This window comes from Clostridium sp. chh4-2, from assembly GCF_002899675.1.
Taxonomy (GTDB): domain Bacteria; phylum Bacillota; class Clostridia; order Lachnospirales; family Lachnospiraceae; genus CHH4-2.
Genome location: NZ_PKUU01000002.1, coordinates 54,823 through 78,944, shown reverse-complemented (window position 1 = coordinate 78,944; position 24,122 = coordinate 54,823). Strand labels below are relative to the sequence as shown.

19 protein-coding genes are annotated in these 24,122 nt (G+C 46.9%); 6 read left to right on the top strand and 13 right to left on the bottom strand.

Features of this window, described 5'->3' with window-relative positions; translation table 11 throughout:
* Nucleotides 1–107: 107 nt before the first annotated feature.
* On the top strand, nucleotides 108–782 hold the full coding sequence (locus C0033_RS02285; protein ID WP_103226252.1) for a response regulator transcription factor: 675 nt from the start codon (nucleotides 108–110) through the stop codon (nucleotides 780–782).
* Entirely contained in the window at nucleotides 779–2,017 is a 1,239-nt protein-coding gene (locus C0033_RS02280; protein ID WP_103226251.1) for a HAMP domain-containing sensor histidine kinase, read from the top strand. Before C0033_RS02285 ends, C0033_RS02280 begins: the two co-directional genes overlap by 4 nt.
* 399 nt (nucleotides 2,018–2,416) lie before the next feature.
* Here C0033_RS02280 and C0033_RS02275 read toward each other — a convergent pair whose 3' ends face one another.
* From C0033_RS02275 to C0033_RS02250, 6 genes are all read right to left on the bottom strand, one after another.
* On the bottom strand, nucleotides 2,417–3,160 hold the full coding sequence (locus C0033_RS02275) for an amino acid ABC transporter ATP-binding protein (RefSeq protein ID WP_103226250.1): 744 nt from the start codon (nucleotides 3,158–3,160) through the stop codon (nucleotides 2,417–2,419).
* Entirely contained in the window at nucleotides 3,160–3,960 is an 801-nt protein-coding gene (locus C0033_RS02270; protein WP_103226249.1) for an amino acid ABC transporter permease, read from the bottom strand. The genes C0033_RS02275 and C0033_RS02270 overlap by 1 nt, the downstream gene beginning before the upstream one ends.
* A gap of 75 nt (nucleotides 3,961–4,035) precedes the next feature.
* Nucleotides 4,036–4,902 carry a transporter substrate-binding domain-containing protein gene (locus tag C0033_RS02265; RefSeq protein ID WP_103226248.1) on the bottom strand — a complete coding sequence of 289 codons (867 nt, stop codon included), beginning with the start codon at nucleotides 4,900–4,902 and terminating at the stop codon, nucleotides 4,036–4,038.
* 170 nt (nucleotides 4,903–5,072) lie between these two features.
* Nucleotides 5,073–6,494, bottom strand: a complete 1,422-nt coding sequence (locus C0033_RS02260) for an FAD-binding oxidoreductase (protein ID WP_103226247.1) — start codon at nucleotides 6,492–6,494, stop codon at nucleotides 5,073–5,075.
* A gap of 4 nt (nucleotides 6,495–6,498) precedes the next feature.
* Nucleotides 6,499–7,701, bottom strand: coding sequence for an FAD-binding protein (locus C0033_RS02255; RefSeq protein ID WP_103226246.1), 1,203 nt, complete (start codon nucleotides 7,699–7,701; stop codon nucleotides 6,499–6,501).
* A complete protein-coding gene (locus C0033_RS02250) occupies nucleotides 7,698–8,501 on the bottom strand; it encodes an electron transfer flavoprotein subunit beta/FixA family protein (RefSeq protein ID WP_103226245.1) in 804 nt (267 codons plus the stop codon). Before C0033_RS02250 ends, C0033_RS02255 begins: the two co-directional genes overlap by 4 nt.
* 434 nt (nucleotides 8,502–8,935) lie before the next feature.
* Between C0033_RS02250 and C0033_RS02245 the strand changes: the two genes are divergently transcribed.
* The 3 genes from C0033_RS02245 (at nucleotide 8,936) to C0033_RS02235 (ending at nucleotide 13,551) form a co-directional block, all read left to right on the top strand.
* Nucleotides 8,936–10,423, top strand: a complete 1,488-nt coding sequence (locus tag C0033_RS02245) for a hypothetical protein (RefSeq protein WP_103226244.1) — start codon at nucleotides 8,936–8,938, stop codon at nucleotides 10,421–10,423.
* Nucleotides 10,424–10,811: 388 nt separating this feature from the next.
* Entirely contained in the window at nucleotides 10,812–11,783 is a 972-nt protein-coding gene (locus C0033_RS02240) for a LysR family transcriptional regulator (protein ID WP_103226243.1), read from the top strand.
* 241 nt (nucleotides 11,784–12,024) lie between these two features.
* Complete coding sequence (locus tag C0033_RS02235) at nucleotides 12,025–13,551, top strand: FAD-dependent oxidoreductase (RefSeq protein WP_103226242.1); 1,527 nt, start codon at nucleotides 12,025–12,027, stop codon at nucleotides 13,549–13,551.
* Between the two features lie 26 nt (nucleotides 13,552–13,577).
* Here C0033_RS02235 and C0033_RS02230 read toward each other — a convergent pair whose 3' ends face one another.
* The 5 genes from C0033_RS02230 to C0033_RS02210 all read right to left on the bottom strand — a co-directional run bounded on the left by C0033_RS02230 (nucleotide 13,578) and on the right by C0033_RS02210 (nucleotide 20,486).
* Entirely contained in the window at nucleotides 13,578–15,260 is a 1,683-nt protein-coding gene (locus C0033_RS02230; protein ID WP_103226241.1) for a carbon starvation protein A, read from the bottom strand.
* A gap of 224 nt (nucleotides 15,261–15,484) precedes the next feature.
* Complete coding sequence (gene ade / locus C0033_RS02225) at nucleotides 15,485–17,248, bottom strand: adenine deaminase (RefSeq protein WP_103226240.1); 1,764 nt, start codon at nucleotides 17,246–17,248, stop codon at nucleotides 15,485–15,487.
* A gap of 12 nt (nucleotides 17,249–17,260) precedes the next feature.
* Complete coding sequence (locus C0033_RS02220) at nucleotides 17,261–18,622, bottom strand: NCS2 family permease (protein WP_103226239.1); 1,362 nt, start codon at nucleotides 18,620–18,622, stop codon at nucleotides 17,261–17,263.
* Nucleotides 18,623–18,706: 84 nt separating this feature from the next.
* The gene (locus C0033_RS02215; protein ID WP_103226238.1) at nucleotides 18,707–19,471 is read right to left on the bottom strand and encodes a GntR family transcriptional regulator; all 765 of its coding nucleotides are present in this window, start codon (nucleotides 19,469–19,471) and stop codon (nucleotides 18,707–18,709) included.
* A gap of 97 nt (nucleotides 19,472–19,568) precedes the next feature.
* Nucleotides 19,569–20,486 carry a GNAT family N-acetyltransferase gene (locus C0033_RS02210; protein WP_103226237.1) on the bottom strand — a complete coding sequence of 306 codons (918 nt, stop codon included), beginning with the start codon at nucleotides 20,484–20,486 and terminating at the stop codon, nucleotides 19,569–19,571.
* A 313-nt stretch (nucleotides 20,487–20,799) separates the two neighbouring features.
* Here C0033_RS02210 and C0033_RS02205 point away from each other — a divergent pair, with 313 nt between their 5' ends.
* Nucleotides 20,800–21,342, top strand: coding sequence for an NADH peroxidase (locus C0033_RS02205; RefSeq protein WP_103226236.1), 543 nt, complete (start codon nucleotides 20,800–20,802; stop codon nucleotides 21,340–21,342).
* Between the two features lie 144 nt (nucleotides 21,343–21,486).
* Here C0033_RS02205 and C0033_RS02200 read toward each other — a convergent pair whose 3' ends face one another.
* Together C0033_RS02200 and C0033_RS02195 are read right to left on the bottom strand one after the other, a co-directional pair.
* The gene (locus C0033_RS02200) at nucleotides 21,487–22,479 is read right to left on the bottom strand and encodes a GNAT family N-acetyltransferase (RefSeq protein WP_103226235.1); all 993 of its coding nucleotides are present in this window, start codon (nucleotides 22,477–22,479) and stop codon (nucleotides 21,487–21,489) included.
* Between the two features lie 51 nt (nucleotides 22,480–22,530).
* Nucleotides 22,531–24,090 (bottom strand): hypothetical protein, encoded by a 1,560-nt coding sequence (locus C0033_RS02195; protein ID WP_103226234.1) that lies wholly within the window; start codon nucleotides 24,088–24,090, stop codon nucleotides 22,531–22,533.
* Between the last annotated feature and the right edge of the window lie 32 nt (nucleotides 24,091–24,122).

The window sequence follows — 24,122 nt, the reverse complement described above, 5'->3', positions numbered from 1 at the left end:
AACCTGAAATTTACCTTAAATCAGCTTTTCAGCTTAATTTCAGTTTGAGGAACTATACTTTTCCATATATAATAGGGATTGAGAGGAATTAATTAGGAGGCTGATCCATGAATATATTAATTGTAGAAGATGAAATCCGTCTGGCGGAGGCTTTGGGGCAGATTATGGAGGAGCAGAAATACCAGGCCGATATCTCCAACGACGGCATTGACGGCCTTAATCTCGCGCTGTCGGGCGAATATGACGTAATCGTTTTGGATGTGATGCTGCCCGGAAAAGACGGCTTTCAAATCGTTCAGGAACTCAGAAGAAATAAAATCCAGACTCCCGTTCTCATGCTGACCGCCAGAGACGATGTGCGGGATAAAATTGCAGGATTGGACCGGGGTGCCGACGACTATATGACCAAACCATTTGTCCCCGAAGAACTGCTGGCCCGGATACGGGCTTTATCGAGACGGCAGGGAGATGTGGTGATCGAAGAATTGGCCTTTGGCGACCTGCTTCTCAAATTTTCCACCAATGATCTGTGGTGCGGCCACAAATCCATTCATTTAAGCTTTAAAGAATTTGAAATACTCAAGATTCTAATGAGCAATCCAAAATCCATCATTTCCAAAGAACAGCTGATTTCTAAGGTTTGGGGAAGTGATTCCGATGCGGAAGACAACAACGTGGAAGCTTACATTTCATTTTTAAGGAAAAAATTCTTTTTCTTAGGTTCAAAGGTGAGTATTGGCGTAGTCCGTAAAGTGGGTTACCGCCTGGAGGGGGATCAATGATTAAGAAGCTGCACAGGAAATTCATCCTGATCAATATGATCTTTGTGACCAGCATTTTAGCCATTGTGCTGGGAATCCTGTATTATACCAACTTTCAGCGATCCAACATAGAGCTGAAGATAGCCATGTCCCAGGTAATCCAGTACAATAACCGTCCTCAGGATCATAAATTTGAAGTACGGCGCCAGCCAAAGCCCGACCCGGAGCAACGCCCGCCAAGGACCTTAACGCCCATGTTTCTGGTCACTTTAGATAATGAGCACAAGATCGTGAACACAGAGTCCAGAAATGTGGAAATCGAAGAAGACCTGCTTCAAACCCTGATAGATACGGTAATCTCCCTTCCCACACCGGAAGGAGAGCTAAAAGATTACAATCTTTTATACCTAAAACAGGAAATCCCCAACGGAATGAAGATCCTTTTTGCAGATCAAAGCCTGCAAAAATCCAACATGAGAACCATGCTTTTCAATTATCTGGCCATCTTTTTCTCCGGTACCGCCGCCTTTTTTGTACTGAGCCTGTTTCTATCCAAATGGGCGCTCACACCGGTGGAAAAGGCCTGGGAACAGCAAAGCCAGTTTGTAGCGGATGCTTCTCATGAATTAAAAACGCCTTTGACCGTTATTTTAGCCAATTTAAAAATCCTGGCTTCCCATAAAACGGAAACCATACAGAGCCAGAAAAAATGGCTGGACAACACACAGGAAGAAGCCAACCGGATGAAGCAGCTGGTGGAGGACCTTTTATTCCTGGCCAAATCCGACGCCCAGACCACCCAGCCGGTAACATCTGAATTCGATCTCAGTAATCTGGTATGGGAACGTGTTCTTCTCTTCGAATCCTTGGCCTTTGAACAAAATCTGACTTTAAACAGCGACATCACCCCGGACATCCATATGACCGGCAACGAAAGCCAGATCAAACAGCTTCTCACAATTCTCATAGATAACGGATGTAAATATGCAGGAAAGGGCGGCGCTGTCGATCTGACCTTAAAAAAAGAACAGGATAAAATCCTGCTCTCCGTTCACAATACCGGCGATCCCATCTCTCCGGAAGATATCGGCCATCTGTTCGAACGCTTCTACCGCGCTGATAAATCCAGGGCAAGAAAAGCCGGCGGCTACGGCCTGGGCCTCTCCATCGCCAAGTCCATCGTAGAAAGCCACCACGGAAAAATCTCCGTTACAAGCACCGAGCCCCAGGGAACCACCTTCACAGTGACCTTTTAACCTAAAAGATATTGGAAATCTTTATCTAGTGGACTAAGGTACGCCGGAAAGAAGGGGAAGCCCAGGCGGGCGGCGGAAGTAATCGGCGAAATGGGATTCGGGATTCGCCCCTAAGATGTACTAAGACCCGCAAGGACAAAAAGAGACAGGTAGAAACTGAATTCCGAATCAGTTTCTAAGCGCCCCTTGAGCAGTGAAGTCATAAGGAGTTCACTGCGAATGGGCGCGATCCTGTCTCTTTCTGTACTTGCGGGTCTTAGTATCACTTAGGGGCGAATCCCGAATCCCAATTGGCCTTTTTTCATGCTCCCCCCGCCCGGGTTCCCGTAAAGACCGCCTTTCCCTTCCCCGCATCTCGATTCCGGGCGTACCTTTCCGACACCCCCGTTAAATAACAATTTACCCCCGCATAAAGCGGCTCAGGAATTCTTTGGTTTGGTGATCCTTGGGGTTGCTGAATAATTCCTTTGGTTCGCCGTCTTCTACGATCACTCCGTTGGCCATGAAGACCACATGGTTTGATACGTCGCGGGCAAAGGCCATCTCGTGAGTGACGATGATCATGGTGAGGCCTTCGTCTGCAAGGGTTCTCATAACCTCCAGAACTTCGCCCACCATCTGCGGGTCCAAGGCGGAGGTCGGTTCGTCGAACAGAAGAACTTCCGGTTCCATAGCCAAGGCGCGGGCGATGGCTACACGCTGTTTCTGTCCGCCTGAAAGCTGTCTCGGCTTTGCGTTGATATAAGGCGCCATGCCGACCTTTTCCAGATACATCATAGCGTTTTTATGAGCTTCTTCCTTGCTTTTTTTCAAGACCTTGATCTGTCCGACCATGCAGTTTTCCAGAACCGTCATATTGTTAAACAGGTTAAAGCTCTGGAATACCATTCCCACTTTGGAACGGAAGCTGGACGGATTGACTTTGGAATCCGTGATATCCGTATCGTGATACAGGATTTCTCCGGTAGTGGGTGTTTCCAGTAAATTGATGCAGCGCAGAAGTGTGGATTTACCTGAACCGGACGCTCCGATGATGCAGGTTACATCCCCTGTACTGACCGTAAAATCAATATCCCGAAGCACAACATTGGTGCCAAATGTTTTACTTAAATGTCTGATCTGTAATACGCAGCTGTCCGCCATTATGCTTCCTCCTTATTCTTGTTCTTATCGTCCGGATAGCGGTACAATCCGCTGGTATGTGCCAGCGTATCCGTAGTCGCCAGGTCGTAATTGTCCGGACCATCCATCTTCTTTTCCCAGAAGCGCAGGATTCTGGAACAGGTAAAGGTCAAAATGAAGTAGATCACCATAGCGATGGCAAATGCTTCAAAATAAGTATACAGTGCTCCCGCAACTCCCTTTGTCGCGTAGAATAATTCCACGGTTCCGATGATGGAAAGCACGCAGGTATCCTTGATATTGATGATTAAGTTGTTGCCGATCTGCGGCATGATATTTCTCAGCGCCTGAGGAAGGATGACGCTTGTCATGGTCTGAAAATGGTTCATTCCGATGGCCTTGGCTCCTTCGGTCTGTCCCGGATCGATGGAAAGGATTCCGCCTCGCACCGTCTCCGCCATATACGCGCCCGTATTGATGGAAACAATGAAAAATGCCGCAAACCACATGGACATATTGATATTGAATACTGCGGCGGAACCGAAGTAAATGAACATGGCCTGAGCCATCATAGGCGTTCCCCGAAATACTTCCACATACACGTTCAAAAGCGCCTTTACAATCCATAAAAGCACCTTTTTCACCATATTGTCATGTTTTTCCACCGGAATGGTCTGTACAATTCCAACTGCAAAACCGATAATACATCCGATCAGCGTGCCGACCAGGGCGATGACCATAGTAACTCCCGCACCCCGGGCAAACGAAGCGCCGTTACGCTGAAGAATATACACAATTCTTCCAAAAAAATCTGAAGGCATAATTTTTCTCCTTACTTTTAAAATGGCACGGGGCTGCTGCTGCCTTCCCGTGCCTGTACTGTGTTAACGCTTGTCCTATTGAGAAAGAGGCTGAACCGAAATCGCATCATCCATCATCTTGGTATAATCATCCGGCGTCATTTTTCCTAAAACTCCGTTAATCGCATCTTTTAATTCCGTATTGCCTTTCTTTAAAGAGATACCGATGTTAATCTCTTCTTCTGAAACTTCAAACGCTCCCTCCGTATCGGAGAAATCCAGAAGTTTGAAATCAGGATAAGCAACGCATGCTGCCATTCCGGTCGGCATATCCGTTACTACCAGATCACATTTGCCGGCGCTTAATGCTACCAGCATAGCAGGAGCTGATTCCTGAGCCGGTAAAATCTTGGCATCCGGAATCTGAGGAAGGCATACATTGTACCAGATTGTGTTCTGCTGGGAAGTACAAACCGCACCTTTTAAATCTTCAACGCTCTTGGCATCCGCATATGCTCCATCATTTTTCACCAATGTGATGATGGATGCGTAATAATAAGGTTCCGTGAAATCAACGGATTCCATACGCTCGGATGTGATGGACTGTCCTGCGATTACACAGTCAACCGTACCCGACTGCACCGCCGGCACAAGGGCATCCCAGTCTAATTTGACAATTTCCAGTTCATATCCTAACTCATCAGCGATCTTCTTCGCCATCATAACGTCATAGCCATATGCATAATCCGGGCTTCCTGAGATTGGAACCGCGCCGTTGGAATCGTCGGGCTGTGTCCAGTTATAAGGAGCGTAACCGCATTCCATAGCCACTTTTAACGTCTTCTTTCCCTCTGCTGCCGCTGCGGATTCCTGCTTTTCGCTTTTCCCGCCGCACGCTGCCAATGATACTGCCATGGAAGCGGCCAAAAGTGCCGATATCACTTTCTTCACATTTTTTTTCATAATTCTCTCCTCTTTCCTACATTTTATCTAATGTAACAAATAGGAACATTATAATGGATTCACTTCCTCATTGTCAAGGGAAAACCCGGTTTCTGCCGTCAATTTCTGCAAACAACCGCGCTTTTTCGTCCAAAGACGACTCAGACGGGAAATCCGCCAGTTTTCTGCCCCTATTCCATATTGTCAAATTTTATCATTTTGCCAGGATTTAAAATATTTTTCTCGTCAAATGCCAGTTTTATGGAACGGTACAGATTGTACATTCTGGTTCCCACAAAATCTTCCAGATATTCCAGCCGTCCGTTTCCGATCCCGTGTTCTCCGGACATCTGTCCACCCAGCTCTTTGCTCTTTTCATAAAGCTCTTTCAGGATCTCTTTGGTGGCTGTCTTCCATTCTTCTTCCGTCAGCTGGTCGCGCAGTATCTCCGTATGGATGTTGCCGTCGCCCGCGTGGCCTACCGTTATGATCCTCACGCGGTGTCTGGAAGCGATCACCTTGGCCGCTTTCACAAATTCTGCAATCTTATTTCTCGGAACTACCACGTCGCATTCTTCTTCCGAAGTGGTATCCGCTTTCATTCCCTCCAAAACGGCTCCTCTCACGCTCCAGACAGAACCGATCCGTTCCTCGGTATCGCAGAACAACACGTCCAAAGCCCCGGAAGCCATGCAGATCTCAGCCGCATCGTCGCAGTCCCGCTCGATCTCCTCCTGGGAATTGGCGTCAAACATCACAATCAGATAAGCATTTCCGCTGTTGTCCGGGAAATGTTTTCCAAGAGTTCTCTCCACAATCTCCAAAAGGTCTGCTTCCATCAGCTCAATGGCCGTGGGCACCAGATGGGACTGAAGGATTTTAGGAACGGTTTCCACACATGTCTCAATGGCGTCAAATGGAACCACTAAAGTTCTGGTGCATTTGGGAGCCGGAATCAGCTTCAGGGTCACTTCCGTCAGCACGCATAAGATTCCCTCCGAGCCGATGACCAGGTCTTTAATATCAAAACCAGTGGTATTTTTCACCACATTGCTGCTGAAATTAACCAGTTCTCCATCCGGAAGCACCGCTTCGATGGAACGCACATAATCCCTGGTCACGCCGTAGCGCACCGCTCTCATTCCGCCTGCATTGGTGATTACGGTTCCTCCTATGGAGGCCGTCTTCTCGCCGGGATCAGGCGGATAGAACAGCCCTTTTTCGGCTGCGGCTGCCGCCACTTCAGATAAAAGCGCTCCCGGCTGAACCGTGATGGACAGGTTTTCCATGTCGATCTTAATGATCTTATTCATCTTCATCAGAGAGAGAAGGATTCCGCCGTATTTGGCTGTGGCTCCTCCCGCAAGTCCCGTGCCGGCTCCCCGGGCCACTACCGGAATGTTGTTCTCATAAGCGAACTTCATGATGGCGGAAACTTCTTCCCTGGAAATGGCTTCTACCATCACATCCGGCGGATATACTCCGTATTCCGGCATCTCGTCGTGATAATATTCTTCCTGAATCTGGTCTTTTTCATAGACCCGGGATGGGTCTGTCACTGATTTTAAATAGGAAATGTGTTCTTCATTGATCTTAGTATATGGATAAGGCATCCTGTTATACCTCCTCATTTTCTGCGATTGATTTTAACTGTTCGATCAGAGCAGGTACTGCCTGATTCAGATCATCCACGATACAATAATGGGCTGTTTTAAATATAGGCGCATCCGGGTCCTGGTTGATGGCAACGATGCATTCCGCCTGGTTCATGGCGCTGGTGAACTGGATGGCCCCCGACACACCGCAGGTGATAATTAATTTTGGTTTCACGGTCCGTCCGGAAAGGCCGATCTGTTCTGACGCCGTTCCATATCCCGCTTCCACCATAGGCCTTGTATAGGCAACCCGGCCCCCTAACTGCTCTGCCAGCTCTTTCACCAGCTTCATGCCGTTCTGGCTCTTTACGCCTCTGCCTGCCGCCACCAGGATGTCCGCGTCCTCAATGCCTTCTTTCTGCTGCGGAATTCTGGTTTCTAAAATTTCAATGCCGGATTTCACCATCTCATCCGTCACATCGCACATGATCAGGCATCCGTCGGGATGTTCCACTTTTTTGGCGCGGTCCATCACTTTATATCTTACCGTGGCAAACTGAGGACGGTGGTTCTGAATCAGAATCTGCGCCATAATATTGCCGCCAAATGCCGGGCGGATCTGAACCAGATCCGTATTCTCCCTCATCTGAAGGCTGGTACAGTCGGCGGTCAGGCCGGTATGGAATCTGGCCGAAATCCTGGGCGCTAAAGAACGTCCAACGCTGGTAGCCCCGATTAATACAACGGACGGTTTATAGGTTTTGATCACATCCTCCATCACGTTGGTATAGGTATCCACGCGGAAATCTTCTAACGCCTCCGCTTCATAAACAAACACCTTTTTCACACCGTATTTCAGCAGCTTTTCCGCATTTTTAGCGGTGCCCTCTCCGCCGGCTGCAATCACGCACACATCGAATCCAACGTTTTCCGCCAGTTTCAACGCTTCGCCGATCAGTTCATAAACGCAGGGATGTATTTTCCCGTTGGACTGCTCCATGAACACGAAAATATCGTTCCACTGGGATTTATCCACCTTTTTATCCTCAGTTTCTTCTATATGTACTGCCGTCCGGGGACATGCTTTCACACATGCTTTGCACATCTTGCAGGCCGCATTGACTCTGGCCTTTTCTTCTATAATCTCAATCGCCTGAAATGGGCAGGCTTCCCGGCATACGCCGCAGCCGTTGCACAGGCCGGTATCTATGGTTAACTGTTTCATGCTCTTACGCCCTCCACTAATTTTTTCTTTTGAAGGATTTCCACCAGCTGCTTCATCTTTTCAACCGCATGGCCCTCTAAGTAGATCTGGCGCATTTCCGCCTCCGGAGTGAAGATTCTCTCCACATTGGTCGGAGAACCGCTCAGTCCGTAATTTTCTTTATTCTGGTCCGCAAAATCCTTCAGGGAAAGCAGTTTTACCGTCTTGTGGGCAGCTGCTTTCTTTCTCTTATAAGAAGGGAGCCTTGGAACAAAAATTCCGCTCTCCACGGTGATCAGACACGGAAATTCCATTCTGGCAGACTGGACGATCTCCTCGGATTCCCTGCTGACGCTGATGCTTTTCTCATTCACATCCAAAATGCCGGACACCCAGGAGATATGAGGGATGGACAGATGCTCCGCCAACGCAGGACCGATCTGAGCGGTATCCCCATCCGTGGTCTGTTTTCCGCAGATAATCAAATCACAGCCGCCGATCTCCTTAATGGCCTCCGACAGGGTATAGGAAGTGGCCAGAACATCGCTTCCCGCAAAAGCCCGGTCCGAAACCAGGATTCCTTCATCCACGCCCATATTAAATACATCCCGCATCATCTCTTCCGCCTGGGATGGCCCCATAGAAATGGCAGTCACCGTTCCGCCCACCTGCTCTTTTATTCTCAATGCGGTCTCCACCGCATATAGGTCATAGGGATTGGTCTTGGACTGCGCCCCATTTCTGATAATCACTCCGGTATCCGGGTCAACCTTTACTTTATTAGACGCCGGTACCTGCTTAATACAAACTACTATTTTCATATTAAAGCCCTCTCTTGCAGTATTTGTTTAAACTTTAACAGTTTAAAGTATTGTCTCGTTGAATTTTAACATATTGCAGGAATTTTATCAACTGTTTAAATATAAATAATATGATTCCTATAACCGCTTTACCGCCCCGGACTTAGGTACTTTAAGCGGCTTTTGTTTCCAAAATCGAAAGATAACTTCCCTTTTGGAATTGTATGCAAAGTAATCATAAGCTACAATTAATTTAAGAAAAGACATAACTGTTCAGTAGGTCTGCGCATTTACTGCGCTGACCGTAATAAAACTTGGAAAAGCAGGCAAAAATCCCATCACCGCAGGCGATTTCGCATGGATTTTTGCTCGTAATTGTGAGGGTACTGAATAATTACGAAAAGACAATACAAATCCCAGAATGTGAGATTATAAAAAAGAAAAGAGGCGAATTTATGGCGGCTCCTAATATGCCTGCCAAAAAGCAGGATACACAGGCTGTTTATTTAATGAAATTATTAGTGGGACTATTTTTTATGTTCGGTTTTGGATATGTAGTCCCTCCGTTTGCCACCGTAACCAAACTTGGCGTTCAGGTAATCGGCATTTTCATCGGCATCATCTGGTTTTTGTCCTGGTTTGAGATGACATGGCCGCCGCTTTTGGCGGTTCCGGCCTTAGTCTTTACCGGGTACATTAACACTGCGGATTTTATTACTTCGATGCTGGGCAATACTACCGTATTTCAGATGATTTTATTAATGGCTCTCTGTTTTGCGATCCGTCAAAGCGGCGCCGGAAAGGTGATCGCCGGCTGGTTCATCACGAGAAAATGTCTGAAAGGCCATCCCGTTTTATTCTGCTGTGTTTTTTTGTGGGCTTTCTTCATCGCCTCCATTTTCCTCAGCTACGCTTCCTTCTTTCTGGCATGGGAAGTGCTGAATAACGTATTTCGGGTCACCGGGTATCAAAAGCAGGAAAAACTTCCTGTTTTGATGATCATAGGCACATTTATGGTGGCATGGCTTGGTTACTGCTCCCTTCCGATCGCAGGGCTCCAGCTGGCCATGGTGGCCAGTTTTAACTCTACTATGGCGGTCTATGGCGTTGAACTGGATACGGCAACTTACATAATCTGCGGCCTGCTTGTGGGAAGTGCGGTATCAATTGCAGAAGGACTTTCCATCCGATACATTTTCCGGGCCGACATGTCACGCCTTGCCGACCTAGATCCTGAAGAACTGGGAATCGATACGTCCACGCTGCATTTTAATAAACAGCAGATCATATTGCTGGCCGCATTTATAATCGGCATCGGTTTCAGCGTTGTCAGCAGTTTTGTTCCGAAGGAAAGCGCTTTGGGCGTCTGGATGGGCACCATCACCTTATATGGCTGGTTTGCCCTGCTGTTAACCGTACTTTCCTGGATTAAAACAGACGGAAAACCTGTTTTCAATATCGGAGAATCCTTATCAAAAGGTGTGATGTGGGGCGCAGTTCTCTGTACGGGCGCTTTCGTCGTAATCGGAGGGGCAATTACCTCTGATGCCTGTGGAATTAAAGCCGGGATCAACCAGCTTCTAAATCCCTTATTTGGTCAGATGAACTGGTTCATCTTTATGCTGTTTGCAGTGGCGCTGACTTCCATCATCACCAACCTGATGTCCAATCTCTCTACCGGAGTGGTCATTATAACGATTGTCGCCCCATTTGTGGTGAACTATATTGATGCCGGAATCAATCCGTCTGTCTTAGGATGTGCCATCACAATCTCAGCCATGCTGGGAATGCTGACAATGAGCGCAGGGGCCTGGTCTCCTATGCTGATCGGAAACGAATGGGTGGATTCTCAACCGTTGGTTTTAAAGTATGGGGGAATCATGGTAGGAGTTTACATTGTTGTCGCTGCCGTTTTATTCGGCATTTTAGGCTATATTTTATAATTACAGTTACGATTCACGGCCCCGGGGACCTCTGCCGTCCGGTCTGGCTCCGGCGGTTTATACGGCCTTTCCTGTGACTTTGCAGGGCATTAGCAATTCTTAACTCGCAGAATTTTTCGTTCAAGGGAAATGTCCACCTGTTTGAGCGTAAGCGAGTTTGGGCATTTCCCTTGGTTTTTAGAAAAATCCTGCACGTTTAGAAGTGCTTATGCCCGAAACCGGAACTGGAAAGGCCGTATAAACCGCCGGAGCCAGACCGGACGGCAGAGGTCCTCGGGGCCGTGAATCGTAACTAATTACAAGAAGGGGGGAAACTCCCTTCTTTGCATTTCTTGATAATTTTCTGTTTTGATGATATCTTTGTAGTAAGAGAGGCGGGGAAGCAGATATGGATTTAAAACAAATTGAAACGGTTTTAGCAGTGGCGGAGACTTTGAGTTTTTCAGACGCCGCATGGAAGGTTAATTTTTCATCATCCAGCGTATCCAAACAAGTCTCAGCGGTGGAAAATGAATTAGGAATTAAGATCTTTGAACGGAAAGCCCGGTCAAAAGTAATGATTACCAAAGCCGGAACTTCCGTAATTCCTTACTTGCGGCGGATAGCGGATGCCTATAACCGCCTTAATCTGCATGTCTCCTCTGTGCTGAACGATCAGGATAATTCCTTTATCATCTCCTGCCCCAACGGCTTCAGCACCCTGGGAGAAGAACGGTGGATCAGCGATTACTGCCGCTGCTATCCGGAGGTGCAGCTGCATCAGATCTTTGCCGATCAGAAAACGGCTCTCAGCATGCTGAGCACCGGCAGAATCGACGCGGCCTTTAACATGGCTTCTGAAAATATACTGGACGACTATGCAGCCTATTTAAAACATTCTATCTTTTTATCCAATATACTGCCGGAAGATAAACTTGGCATCATACCGTTAGAAAAAAAGAACATCATGATCGCCGTTTCGGAACGCCACCCGGCCATCAAAGACGGTAAGGTTAATCTTGCGGATTTGACGAACGAGAAATTCTTTTTCCGTCATTTTCGAGAGAATATGGAAGAGGATGATAAAATCCAGCATTTCATCCAGGCCTGCCACAGTGAAAATTTTCACCCCGATATCAAATTCATTTCCGATATGCGCAACACCATTGTATTCAGTATGGTGGCTTCCGGCCAGGGAATTGCACCTCTCATGCACTGCCCTGATTTCATCTATCCGGGTGTCAAGGTGCTTCCATTGACGAAAGAATATTATACCTTTACAACCGTTGTCTATTATTTAAAAACTAACCGTTCAACCGCGCTGAACAAATTCCTGGACTGCATTAAAGAATGGCTGGAAAATCATCCGGGCAGTCATTAATTAAGTTATCGCGGACTGTCCCTGGAGCTTTTGCGGCCCGGTTCGGCTCCGGCAGTTTCCATGGCCTTTCCTCTTTCGGGTACAAGCAATTCTAAATTAATTTCCAATACGGAATCATAACTTCATTATCGGATTTGTATCCGTTTTATCCCTTTGATAAGATTAAGACGTAGGTGGGATTCCCTATGTCTTTTCTTTTATTAAAATTAAATTTAATCTTATCAAATACAGGAGGTAAATCATGCAGACAATCATAAAACATCTTTATTGTGACGTCGCAATCATCGGAGGCGGAGCAGGTGGCTGTTCTGCCGCTATTACGGCGGCAAAAAGGGGCTTGCAGACCATTCTATTCGATAAGGGAGTCAGCTTAGGAGGACTTGCTACCAATGGATATGTTCCGCAAATTGCCGGAATGATCGAAGGGAACTGTAAAGAATTCTCAGAAAGGCTTGAAAAAAGCGGCTATCTTATGAGAAAAAGCGCTGACGATGACCATAACCCAACCTTTGATCCTGAATTTTCGAAATTTATTCTGGAACAAATGGTGATGGAACACGGCGGACGAATCATCTACGACGCCACATGCATGGATGTGGAGCTGGAAGGCGAAATGATAAAAGCTGCTGTTTTTTATACAAAAGGAGGATGGATGGCGGTTCATGCCCCATACTTTATTGATGCAACCGGAGACGCCGACGTGGCTTATCTGGCGGGCGTTCCTTATCAGGTAGGAGGCGCCGATTTTGCCGGTTTAAATATGTCAACCACTATGGGAACCAGATGGGCCGGTTATAATGCGCCCGCATATGAGCTGGCAGATGAGCGTTGGAAAGAAGAACAGATAAAAAACGGCGTTGATCCTAAAAAAGTCAAGCCTCTGATCTTCAGTCTGGAAGAAAAGGCTATTGAAGCGGGAGAATTATCCCGCCATGTTGCGAATCCATGGAAGGGCATTTTCCAGGTACAGCTGCCTAACACAACCCGGGAGGATATGGAATTCTGTACCTTTTCATTTCACAGCTATTATACCCATAATACGGATGTGGAGGATATCTCACGGCAGATTTTGGAACAGCATACTCTGATCAGCCAGTATGAACAGTTTCTCCGGACGTATGTCCCAGGCTTTGAACAGGTCCATCTTATCGGTCAGGGCTCTCTTCCGGGCGTCCGGGATTCCAGGCGGATCTTCGGCGAATACATGCTGAAAGCCTCCGACGTGGCCTGCGGCACGAAATTCGAAGATGGTATCGCCCGTTTTCCGGAGATGTTTGATACCCACCATCCGACCAACCCGGAAGCCGTATTCCAGCGCCATATCCATATTCCCGCCCCAAGCGGTTCCGCCGTATGCAGGGAAGCCTGCTGCAGCGCCGCAATGCATCCATTTGGCCGTCCGGCAGGAGTGGAAGCCCGCTCCAATCCAAGAGATTATTGTGAAATTCCATACCGCAGCCTGATTCCAAAGGGAATCGATAATCTTCTGGTAGTTGGCCGCTGCTGCTCTTCCGAATTCCATGCCAACGGAGCCATGCGCATTATCGGGCCGGCCATGGGCACCGGTCAGGCTGCCGCCGTCGCCGTCCATACAGCAAAAATTTCCGGCGTAAACCCCCGTGACATAGACGGTAAGTTAATACGCCGGAAACTGATTGAAGAAGAAGGTGTGGACCTGGATCATTTTCCAGGCGGCTGGTGGGAAAAGCTGAGGGATAAAGAAGGGGAGCTGGTCGTAAATTCAGGGGATGCCGTCAGCATAATCTAAGCTCCCTCGGCAGTTCACCAAAGGTTTTACGCTGCCTTCTCTTCCTTGCTCACCAGTTTGCGGATTCCTTCGAATGCCACAATTACGCCCAGGATCAAAAGCAGTACAGCAAATACCAGCTGCAATGCATTGCCGAACACAAACTGGTTCGATAATGCGGTAACCAGATCCTTAATTTTCAGGGTCAATGCGGTAAATGTTACGCCCAGCATGATTACCATCGGCCCCCAAAGCATAAATCCCTGACGTTTTGTCTTCTTTAAGAACACCGCGCAGGCGATGAGCGCAAGGGCTGACAGCAGCTGGTTCGCCGAACCGAACAGCGGCCAGATGCTTGCATAGCCAGCGCGAGACAGGGCATAGCAGAGCACCAGAGTTAAAATCGTTGCAAAATATTTGTTTGTAAGCAGTTTATTCAATGCGCTTGCATTTTCCGGATCAACGCTGTCATCTGTAAAGAATTCCTGGAAGGCGATTCTTCCCACACGGGCTACGGAATCCAGACTGGTTAAAGCAAATGCGGAAATGGACAGCGTAATCAGCGTATAACATACGCTTTCCGGCAGACCTAAGCTGGTTAAGAATATGGAGATTGCTTTGGCAAACAGCTGTGGAGGCGTTCCTTTTGGAAGGCCTTCGCTGGTTGCCACAAATCCTGCGGCGATCAGGGCCGTAATCGCTAAAAGGCTCTCTAAAAGCATGGCGCCAAAGGATACAGGCAGCATATTCTTTTCATTTTTAATCTGCTTGGAAGCCGTTCCGGAAGCCACCAGTGAATGAAAACCGGAAACCGCGCCGCAGGCAATGGTAACAAACAATGCCGGGAACAGGTAGGAAATGCTTCCGTCCGCACCCACAATTGTAAAAGAGGTAAAGGACGGCAGATTCATGGAAGGATTATAAACACAAATTCCCAATACTGCTCCGAGGATCATGGCGATCAGCAGATAGCTGTTCAGATAATCACGGGGCTGCAGCAATGCCCAAACAGGCGTTACACATGCGATAATTACATAGATAAATACGAAAATCAGCCAGGTTCCCTGCGGTATGTAAATAGGCAGCATCAAACCAACTGCAACTGCCGCCACCAAAAGTCCAATGGCTACGATGGTATTGACCAGCGTGCCGCATCTGGTATATTTCAGGAAAAATCCCAGACAGACCGCAAACATGATAAACAACAGGGATGTGGTCGCTACAGCTCCATTTGCTGCGATCGCTGCGCCTTCCGCGTCGAATCCGTTAAAGGTTCCCGCCACGATATCGGCAAATGCGGCCACAACGAGAATGGAAAACAGCCAGGTAAATAATAAAAACAACCGTTTTCCAAGCTTACCGATATAAAGCTCAATGATATAACCGATGGAACGGCCTTTATTCTTTACCGACGCATACATGGCCGAAAAATCCTGAACCGCACCGAAGAACACGCCTCCTAACAGAATCCAAAGCATAACCGGAAGCCAGCCGAACATAGCGGCCTGAATCGGTCCGTTGATTGGGCCTGCGCCGGCGATGGATGCGAACTGATGGCCGAACACCACGTTGGTATCCGCCGGAACATAGTCTACGCCGTCCTGCATCTCATAAGCAGGCGTTTTGGCTTCCGGATCAATTCCCCATTTCTTCACAAGATATCTGCCGTAAATCAGATAGGCTCCGCCTAACACAACTACAGCTAAAATCATCATAGATAAACCATTCATAATTGCCACTCCTTTATGTAATAATTAGGTTTAAGAATCGGGAATCTCAGAAAATGCTGCATTTCTCAATATCCTTTTTTCTTTGTCTAACAATTTATCACTTCATCTTAAAGAAGTCAACGGATTGTTTATAAATAGTTTATATCTATTTTATATATTTTTAATAACTACAGGTTATACCTCTCCTGTCTGTAATTCTTCCCCGTAATAAAAACAAGGTTTCATCAATCCAATTCCAGCTCTGTCAGCTTATGTTCCAGCACATCCACAAGCCCCAGATCGGTCAGTCCCAGTTCCGGTACGGTAGGGAGGGAGATAAAGCTGAGGGACATAAAAGGCGCATCCATTCTGCATCCCAGTTTCTTGGCATCCTCATTCAGAATATCCAGCTGAGCCATCACCTCTTCCGCCGTTTTTTCGCTCATCAAACCGCCGATTGGAAGTTCCATGCTGTTTATAATCTGTCCGTCACAAGCTGCGGACAAACCGCCATTCAGCCTGGCCACTTCATTCACCGCAGCCGCCATATCCTGATCATTTGTTCCTACCACCACAATATTATGATGGTCGTGGGACATGGAATAGGCTAACGCTCCCTTTTCCAGTTCAAAACCATGAACAAATCCGATCCCAACATTACCATTTTTACCATAACGTTCCACAACAGCCAGTTTCAGAATATCTTTGGAAAGATCCGGCTGTATGAATCCCTCGTTCACAGGAAGAACCGCTTCCATCCGGTTATTGATAATCTGTCTCGGAATCATATCAATTACCTGTACTTTGGTGGAATCCCCTTCCTTTTTCGACTTTACCAGGAAGGAAGACGGGGTGATCTCCCGTTTTAAAATGACCGTATGCTTGATCCATTCCGGATAATCGCCCACTTTGCATTCTTCCAGCAAAGATCCGTTTTGAGCCACGATCTTTCCTTCGAAAATAACGGTTTCCGGCTTCACCGTCCGCAAATCCTTAACAAGCAGAATGTCCGCCAGACGTCCCGGGGTAATGCTTCCGATCTCATCCTCCAGCCGGAAATGCTTCGCCGTATTCACAGTCGCCATCTGAATGGCATCCATCGGTTCCAGCCCCAGTTCCATAGCCCGGCTCACATTGTAATTAATATGGCCTTCCGTCTGAATCTCCCTGGCATGTTTATCATCCGTACAGAACATCAGATTATCGGTCTTCATATGTTCTTCCACAATCCCCTTCACCAGCTCATCCACGTTGCGCTCGCTGCTGCCTTCCCGGATCAGCACTTTCATTCCAACCTTCAGCCGTTCTTTCATCTCCTGAACGTTCACACATTCATGGTCATCCGAGATTCCGGAAGAGGCATAGACATTGAGCTGCTGTCCCAGCCTGCCGATGGCGTGGCCGTTGACGATCTTTCTTCTTGCCAGCGTATCCGCGATTTTCTGTATGTACTCTTCTTTCACAAACAGTATTTTAGACGGGTCCAGCTCTCCAAGGCTTATGCTCTCGTCCCAATCCATAATTTCAGCCACTTCCTTCGCCCCCAGAATGGCTCCGGTTGTTTCCAGCCCCGGCGCGGTCGGCACTCTCGACGACACTTCGATCAGCATCCGGTAAGGCAGGCGGCTCATGGACTGAAGCATGGCGTTAAGGCCGTCACCTCCCGCCACATTGGCAATTTCCATAAGATCAGCGCATAAAGTCGTGGTTCCCTGAGGGACAACCACAGAGGCCAGCGCCTCCGGAGACAGCATAGTGGATTCAAAATGCATATGGGCATCGATCAGTCCCGGCAGCGCATAGCTTCCCCCGCACTCCAACACTTCCTTTGCTTCCAGTTTTGCATCCGGGTCAATGGATACGATCCGTTTGTCTTTAATATAGATATTGGTATCGTAAATTTCTCCTGAAAATACATTAACAAGTTTAACATTGGAAAGCTTCAAATCGCATGGATGCATGCCTAACCCAGTCTCAATCGTATTCTTTATCTCTTCAAATGTCCTCATCTTCTCATCCTCCTATAAAATAATATCAAGCGCCAGATAAATAACAAAAATTGCCGTCAAAACCCACACTGTCTTCGTAATTTTTCCCGTCTTTCCCGCAGCGATCTGTCCGATGGTATATCCGATCAGGCCGAATAAAATGCCGTACGCAATATTATAGGAAAACGGCATAAATGCCACCGTCATAAATACGGGCAATGCAATGGAAACATCGTCTAAAGGCAGGTTTCTCAACGGCTCAATCATAAAGATTCCCACCATAACAAGGGCAGGCGCCGTAGCGATCGCCGGTATCATCAGGAAAACCGGAGATAAAAATAAGGTCAGCAAAAATAAAATTCCCACAACACAAGCCGTTAAACCGGTTCTTCCGCCTTCGCTGATACCAGTTGCGCTCTCCGCACCGTAAATGGTCACCGTATTGGTTCCCAAAAGGGCTCCCACGGCCGCGCCTCCGGCCGAAACGAACAATGCTTTGCCCGCACACGGTATATTTCCGTCTTTATCAACTAATCCGGCCTTGGATGCCACACCCAGGAGCACACCGATACTGTCGAATAAATCCACGAATAAAAAGCTGATGATTGCAAAAATAACGCCCAATATCATGGCCGGAGTTCCGTCAAACATCCCTTTAAGTGTCAGCTTCCCAAATGTGGGAGCCAAAGCTGTCACCGGATTATCAAAGGAAAGGAGAGTTTTCGGCAGCACCGTATAAGCCGCCCCTGTCAGCGGATCTTTTACAAAGATCCCAAGCACTGTAATCACCATAATACCAATTAAAATTGCACCCTTAACCCGTTTAATTACCAAAACTGCCGTAAGGAAAATCCCCAATAATGCGAGAAGAGCTCCCGGATTTGCCAAATCTCCCAATGTGAGCAGGGTATCCTGAGATGCGGCGATGATCCCTGCCTGTTTCAGCCCCGTAAATGCAATGAAAAATCCAATGCCCGCACCTACTGAATGTTTGATACAATCTGGCATGGCATCCACAATTTTCTGCTGAACCTTTATAATGCTCAAGATCATAAAGGTAATTCCCGAAATCGCCACACAGGCAAGAGCGTTCTGCCACGGCAGTCCCAGCGTATTGCACACATAATAGGTAAAATAGGCATTCAGTCCCATAGCCGGCGCCAACGCGAACGGAAGGTTAGCCCACACTCCGATCCAGATACAGGCCACCGCAGACGCAAGCGCTGTTGCCCAGAAAAGAGCCTTGGTATCCATTCCTGTCGCAGCTAAAATCCCCGGATTTACCGCCACAATATAAACGCAGGTCAAAAAAGTGGTAATTCCCGCCAACACCTCAGTTTTCAGATCCGTCCCCCGATCCGTAAGATGAAAATAAGTATCCAGCTTATGTTTCATTTCATTCTCCTCCTAACAATTGTTATTATGATATTATGGTATTACCTTTAATGTTGTTAAAAAGAAAAGTACTTTTTAAGTACTTCACTTTTCATTCTCATACACGTTCTTCACTCTCAGCAGGCTGAACTTAATATATCCGGTATCATAAAATTCCGTATCATAGATGATGGGCCGGTTTTCCTGGTTATAGTTCACCCCATGGAATACCAGCGCGCTGCTGCACTCCATCAGACTGCCCGGTTTTGCAAACCTGCACATCTCCTCCCGGTCCATGGTTTCGATCTTGATCTTATCGCGAACCACGAAATTCCCCGCAGACTGCCGGATAATATCAAAGGTGGAAGCAGACTTCACGTCTTCCTCGCTCAGCTCATCACCCACCAGCGAGCTGGCAAACCGGTCGATACTGATAATCGCCGGGTGGCTGTCGGCCATATAGACCTTTTCCACCACGTAAATCTCTTCCCCTTCGTCCAGCTGGAGAATCTGCCGGGTCTGTATGTCGGCCGCCCTCTTCTCCACAGAAACCACCTGAAAAGATGCCTTGTAGCCGCACAGCTCCACCAGATGTGAAAACTCCTCACCCGGCATTAAGTTCACCTGAATCTTAACCGCTTCCGGATTAATGAAGGTTCCCCTTCCATGAATCCGTAATATCATTCCCTCCTTCTCCAACTCATCCAAAGCCCGCCTTATGGTCACTCTGCTGACTCCTAATTTCGAAGAAATCTCATTCTCTGAAGGAAGTTTCATATTATCCTTCAAATCCACATTCCTTATGTATTGGTAGAGATAGTTTTTGACAGAGTTGCTTAAATTCGCTTTCACCATTGGATGAATTTCCATATTTTCACGCTCCTAACAAGGTATTACCATAAGATCATTGTACCCCTAAAATTATCCAATGTCAATCAGTAAGATCATTTAACAAAAGATTGTTTTTTCATCGCCCTGATTCCAACAAGTTCTTCAGTCTCCGGCACAAAAGCAGTTCTCCATCCTCTCCCAACAGATCGTAATCGCCGACCAATTCCTTCTTATAATGATAGAGTATTCCCTCCGATTCCCCTTTTTCCAAGGCTCTTATGAATTCATCTTCTCCATATTCTGCGATCAATCCGGCAAATTCCCTTACCCTGGGCTTTTTAAACATGCCGTAATCGCAGGGGAACTCCCTGCACTCCCAACAGCCGGATAATCCTTTTTTCTTACAGCAGACAAAAGGCTTGCACCATTCTTTATTCGCACATCCTTCATTCCTGCACCCGGCGCATGACGCATTTTCACTGCAGACACAGCATGCCAGGCCGCAGTAAGCCAGCCCCTTGCTTCCATCAAAAAAATCCTGCTTTACTCTCTCATAATATCCCGTCCCCGGTTCCAACGATTCTGACGGCACAAATCCCAGCCGTTCCAATACATTTACCCTGGAAGGAGTGTTGGAAACCTTAATTTTTAAATTGACGGCATTAAAATCGAAAATCAGTTTTGACACGGTAAGCTTCAGCAGTTCTTCTATATAATAATCCTTCTCATACTCATCAGCCAGGTCAATCCTGAGAACACCGGCTTCTCCCCCGAATATCTCCAGCGTTCCAACCGCACGGCCCGTATTTTTAGAAATAACCGAAAAACGGACATATCTCTGCTCCTCATATTCTCTGAGCCAAAACTCGATACAATCCGTCATCTGCTCCAACTTGGTATAATGAAAATCACTGGTGCAGTTATCCGCATTCACTCTCTTTGCAACTGCGGGGTCTGAGTAACAAACCAGCAGATCCTCTGCGTCTGACACCCTCACAAGGCGCAGCTGAAAACTGGCGGTTTCATATTCGGGACACGTTTCATATGGGTTCATAGACCTGATCCTCCTTGCGCTGAATTCTGTTCTCTGTTTCTGTTTGATCTCTGTTCAGCTTTTGTTTTCAGTATACCATATATCTACGGTCATTGCAAACATATGTTCGTTTTTAGTAATATAGAGGCCTGTGTCATTATCTGTGTTCACGTTCAGTCAAGTATCCGCCATAATCCATAACAGCGGATTTTAAAGATTTAAATTTTTTTCAAAAAAGTGTTGACATTTTCTCAATTATGCATTATATTAATATCAGTAACAATTACTATTACTAATAAATAAATTTTAATATACGAAAAGGAGAACACGAATTATGAAAAAATGGGTTTGTACAGTATGCGGATATGTTCATGAAGGAGAAACAGCACCGGAGTTTTGCCCGGTTTGTAAAGTACCGGCTTCTAAGTTTGAAGAGCAGAAAGGTGAATTATCATGGGCTGCTGAGCACGTGATCGGCGTTGCACAGGGTTCCAGCGAAGATATTATGATGGATTTAAGAGCTAACTTTGAAGGCGAATGCTCTGAAGTTGGTATGTATCTGGCTATGGCACGCGTTGCTCATAGAGAAGGTTATCCTGAGATCGGCTTATATTATGAAAAAGCCGCTTATGAAGAGGCTGAGCACGCTTCCAAATTTGCTGAATTATTAGGCGAATGCGTAACCAACAGCACAAAGAAGAACCTGGAATTGAGAGTTGCTGCTGAAAACGGCGCTACTGCCGGTAAGTTCGACTTAGCTAAACGTGCAAAAGCTGCTAACTTAGATGCAATCCATGATACCGTTCATGAGATGGCAAAAGATGAAGCCCGTCATGGAAAGGCATTTGAAGGCCTGTTAAAGAGATACTTCGCTTAATATTTAATAAACTTTGCCCCCAATTAATCTCTAATTATCATAAACTAGTCAAAAAAGACACCGGATGCGATATTTCCTCCTGCATCCGGCGTCTTTTTTGCTGGTCAATGAACAGTCCTTTTTCCAGGCGGATGAAAGCGAAATCTATCGTTCTAACATTTTCTCCATTCCGCTGCCGCTGTCATCTGCCGTCATCGTTTCAAATCCAAGCTGATTATAAAACGTTTCCTTTCCTTTGGAAGATCTCAAATCGATGCAAACCTTCCAACCGTCTTGTATGGTGCTCTTGATAAAATTTTCTGAAAAGCGGTACAAGAAAGTCCCAATCATCTGTCCCTGGTAATCTTTATGAATAATAAAATCTTTCATAAACCAGTGCATCCCATAATCGCCAAGCCAGTTAATTGCTGCCACAGCCTTTCCCTTATGGCGAACAACAAATGATTTGGTGCTGTTATTGACTGCAAGTTCCATCTGCTCTCTCGCCGGAAGACTCCAGCCGACCGAAGAAAACAATTCCGCAAGCTCATCGGCAGTTATGTCCTGACTTATGGTATAGCAGTCCATATTAAGCGAGCATAAAATGTTCCTCTCCCTGATTCTTCGTTCTTCAAGGCATTTGATATACCCGTCATAACCGGACAGGCGGTTTTGCTTTCCGTACCCTTGTGACACATGATACTCTGTCACGGCTTTCATCCAGCCATTTCCACGTTCGGCAAGCACGCTGTCAATTGCAGACCTCACATTTGGCTGGTCTATATAGACAATGACAGGAGACATCGGTTTGATAATCTCTGCTATCTCAGCAATACAGTTTGCAGACGCTTCTTCTTCCATACCAAATCGCATCATGGTTTCACACATCGGATTCTGCAAAAAAATGCAGTTGAAAACATAGATGACATCCTCGTCTGCACCATTCACAAAAGAACGCCACTTTTCAAGTATCCGGGCTCTTTCCGTTTCAAAATCCGGGAAATCATAATCGGCAATATCGGCGGGATGTTCTGCCGCTCCTTCATCCACACATACAACTTGTTTCCCTTTTTTCGTAAGTTCTCCGGCAATCATCGATGCAGTTGTGCTTTTTCCACTGCCGGGAAGCCCTTCTACGATTATCAGATTTGTTTTCATAATTTCATTCTCCAAACTTTGATTTGTATTTATCCGTCAGCCAGGCAATAACTATTTTTTATTCTTTTTCCTGCTCCATACAACAGCGCCGATTATAAGCAGAAATACAACGCCAAGAAGAAGGATCACACCAGCCGGATTCTTCTGCTCTTCTTCAGCATTAAACTGGCCGTTATCCAGCTCCCGGCCGCCCAAGTCCTGATCGCCGGCTCCCCACTGTACGCCGCCTTCTCCGGTATCACCTTCTTGCATGTGTTCCTCCGGCAGACTGCTGCTTTCCTCATATGGGGATGTCTCCGTCTCTTCTTGTGTGCCGCCTGTCTCCTCTGTGCTCGTCACAAGTCCTTTTCCTTCACCGCCCGCTGCCGCCAGACTGGATTCCGCCGCCCGGGATACATCCAGCCAATAAGGTGCGGTTCTGGATAGGAAAATGACCGGAAGCCCATCCTCGGCACCGCTGCTTTCCGTTGTACCCGTGCCCGAACCTCCGCCGGAACCTCCATATGTACCGCTAAATCCACTAAAACCGCCGCTGTAAGTGCTGCCGCCAGTATTTTTCTTGACACCGGAAGTTCCCGAACCGGAAATCTTATGATCCTTTAAGTTTACATCCGCCACAGTGCTCATTCCCGAACGGGACGGGCCGATTATCTGCACTTTCAGATAGATTTTATCCTGCACGCCGTATTCCTCAAAAATGTGTTCATACGGAATATAGGTATAAGGCGGAACTTTCTGTATCTCTGTCACAAAGTTCTTCACCTCTTTCGGATCTCCGGCCACCGTATCATCCAGCCAGTAAACCTTCTCCCATTTTTCCTTGTCTTTACTATAATAAATGTAAACCTCTTTTGTATCATGCGGAACTTCCGGAACAGAAAGGCGGATCTCAGCAATCTGGCTGTCAACGCTGATCAAATCCGTCGTCAGCAGGCAGATGATCTCCTCAGACGGTTTCGTCACCGGAGCCTGAGTGGTTTCAGGCTGGGTGGTCGTAGGCTGGGTCGGATCAGGTATCTCGATATTGTCATTTTTCACGGTGCAGTTCATCGGAAAGACTTGAATCTGGTTCTGATAAATGCCTCCCTGTTTGATAATAATCCCTTCCCGGCCCTCTTCATAAAGCCGGATTTCACCGTTAACAGGAATCAGGGTTCCTTCTTTCTCAACCACGATCACCTGGCCCGGCCCCTTAATCAGCAGTTTCTGATTATCGATTTTTAAACTGCCTCCCTTTATGATCTGTATCATATAAAAAGGCTGTCGGGCCACCAATTTGGGATTAGTCTGCTCTCCCGTTAATATGGTCACCGGATATTTGGTCTGCTGCCATTCAACAGGATAATTGATCACAAGATCCTGAACCAATTTTAAGGTAACCGGCTCCTTATCCGCTTTTTTATAAGCTTCCATCAACTCTTCCACTTTGCTGACCGGAACCGCCTTTTCCCACTCCCCGTTGTCCGCAGTCGTACTTTCCGGCTCTGCAGAAGAGGAAACTCCGGTTTCCGGCTGCGCCGCCATTAGTTCGCCTGTTGGCAGGCATCCGATGAAAAAAGCCGCTGCCAGCGCAGCAGCCAGATATCTTCCTCTATACCATAAATGTCTCATAACATCTCCTATTCAATCATAGACTGTTTCAG

Coding starts and splice junctions, on each gene's coding strand:
- C0033_RS02280 (WP_103226251.1), top strand. CDS start 779: ATGATTAAGAAGCTGCACAGGAAATTCATCCTGATCAATATGATCTTT.
- C0033_RS02255 (WP_103226246.1), bottom strand. CDS start 7,701: ATGAAACAGTTAACCATAGATACCGGCCTGTGCAACGGCTGCGGCGTA.
- C0033_RS02265 (WP_103226248.1), bottom strand. CDS start 4,902: ATGAAAAAAAATGTGAAGAAAGTGATATCGGCACTTTTGGCCGCTTCC.
- C0033_RS02200 (WP_103226235.1), bottom strand. CDS start 22,479: ATGAAAACAAATCTGATAATCGTAGAAGGGCTTCCCGGCAGTGGAAAA.
- C0033_RS02235 (WP_103226242.1), top strand. CDS start 12,025: ATGCAGACAATCATAAAACATCTTTATTGTGACGTCGCAATCATCGGA.
- C0033_RS02195 (WP_103226234.1), bottom strand. CDS start 24,090: ATGAGACATTTATGGTATAGAGGAAGATATCTGGCTGCTGCGCTGGCA.
- C0033_RS02250 (WP_103226245.1), bottom strand. CDS start 8,501: ATGAAAATAGTAGTTTGTATTAAGCAGGTACCGGCGTCTAATAAAGTA.
- C0033_RS02245 (WP_103226244.1), top strand. CDS start 8,936: ATGGCGGCTCCTAATATGCCTGCCAAAAAGCAGGATACACAGGCTGTT.
- C0033_RS02275 (WP_103226250.1), bottom strand. CDS start 3,160: ATGGCGGACAGCTGCGTATTACAGATCAGACATTTAAGTAAAACATTT.
- C0033_RS02230 (WP_103226241.1), bottom strand. CDS start 15,260: ATGAATGGTTTATCTATGATGATTTTAGCTGTAGTTGTGTTAGGCGGA.
- C0033_RS02220 (WP_103226239.1), bottom strand. CDS start 18,622: ATGAAACATAAGCTGGATACTTATTTTCATCTTACGGATCGGGGGACG.
- C0033_RS02260 (WP_103226247.1), bottom strand. CDS start 6,494: ATGCCTTATCCATATACTAAGATCAATGAAGAACACATTTCCTATTTA.
- C0033_RS02210 (WP_103226237.1), bottom strand. CDS start 20,486: ATGAACCCATATGAAACGTGTCCCGAATATGAAACCGCCAGTTTTCAG.
- C0033_RS02270 (WP_103226249.1), bottom strand. CDS start 3,960: ATGCCTTCAGATTTTTTTGGAAGAATTGTGTATATTCTTCAGCGTAAC.
- C0033_RS02285 (WP_103226252.1), top strand. CDS start 108: ATGAATATATTAATTGTAGAAGATGAAATCCGTCTGGCGGAGGCTTTG.
- C0033_RS02205 (WP_103226236.1), top strand. CDS start 20,800: ATGAAAAAATGGGTTTGTACAGTATGCGGATATGTTCATGAAGGAGAA.
- C0033_RS02240 (WP_103226243.1), top strand. CDS start 10,812: ATGGATTTAAAACAAATTGAAACGGTTTTAGCAGTGGCGGAGACTTTG.
- ade (WP_103226240.1), bottom strand. CDS start 17,248: ATGAGGACATTTGAAGAGATAAAGAATACGATTGAGACTGGGTTAGGC.
- C0033_RS02215 (WP_103226238.1), bottom strand. CDS start 19,471: ATGGAAATTCATCCAATGGTGAAAGCGAATTTAAGCAACTCTGTCAAA.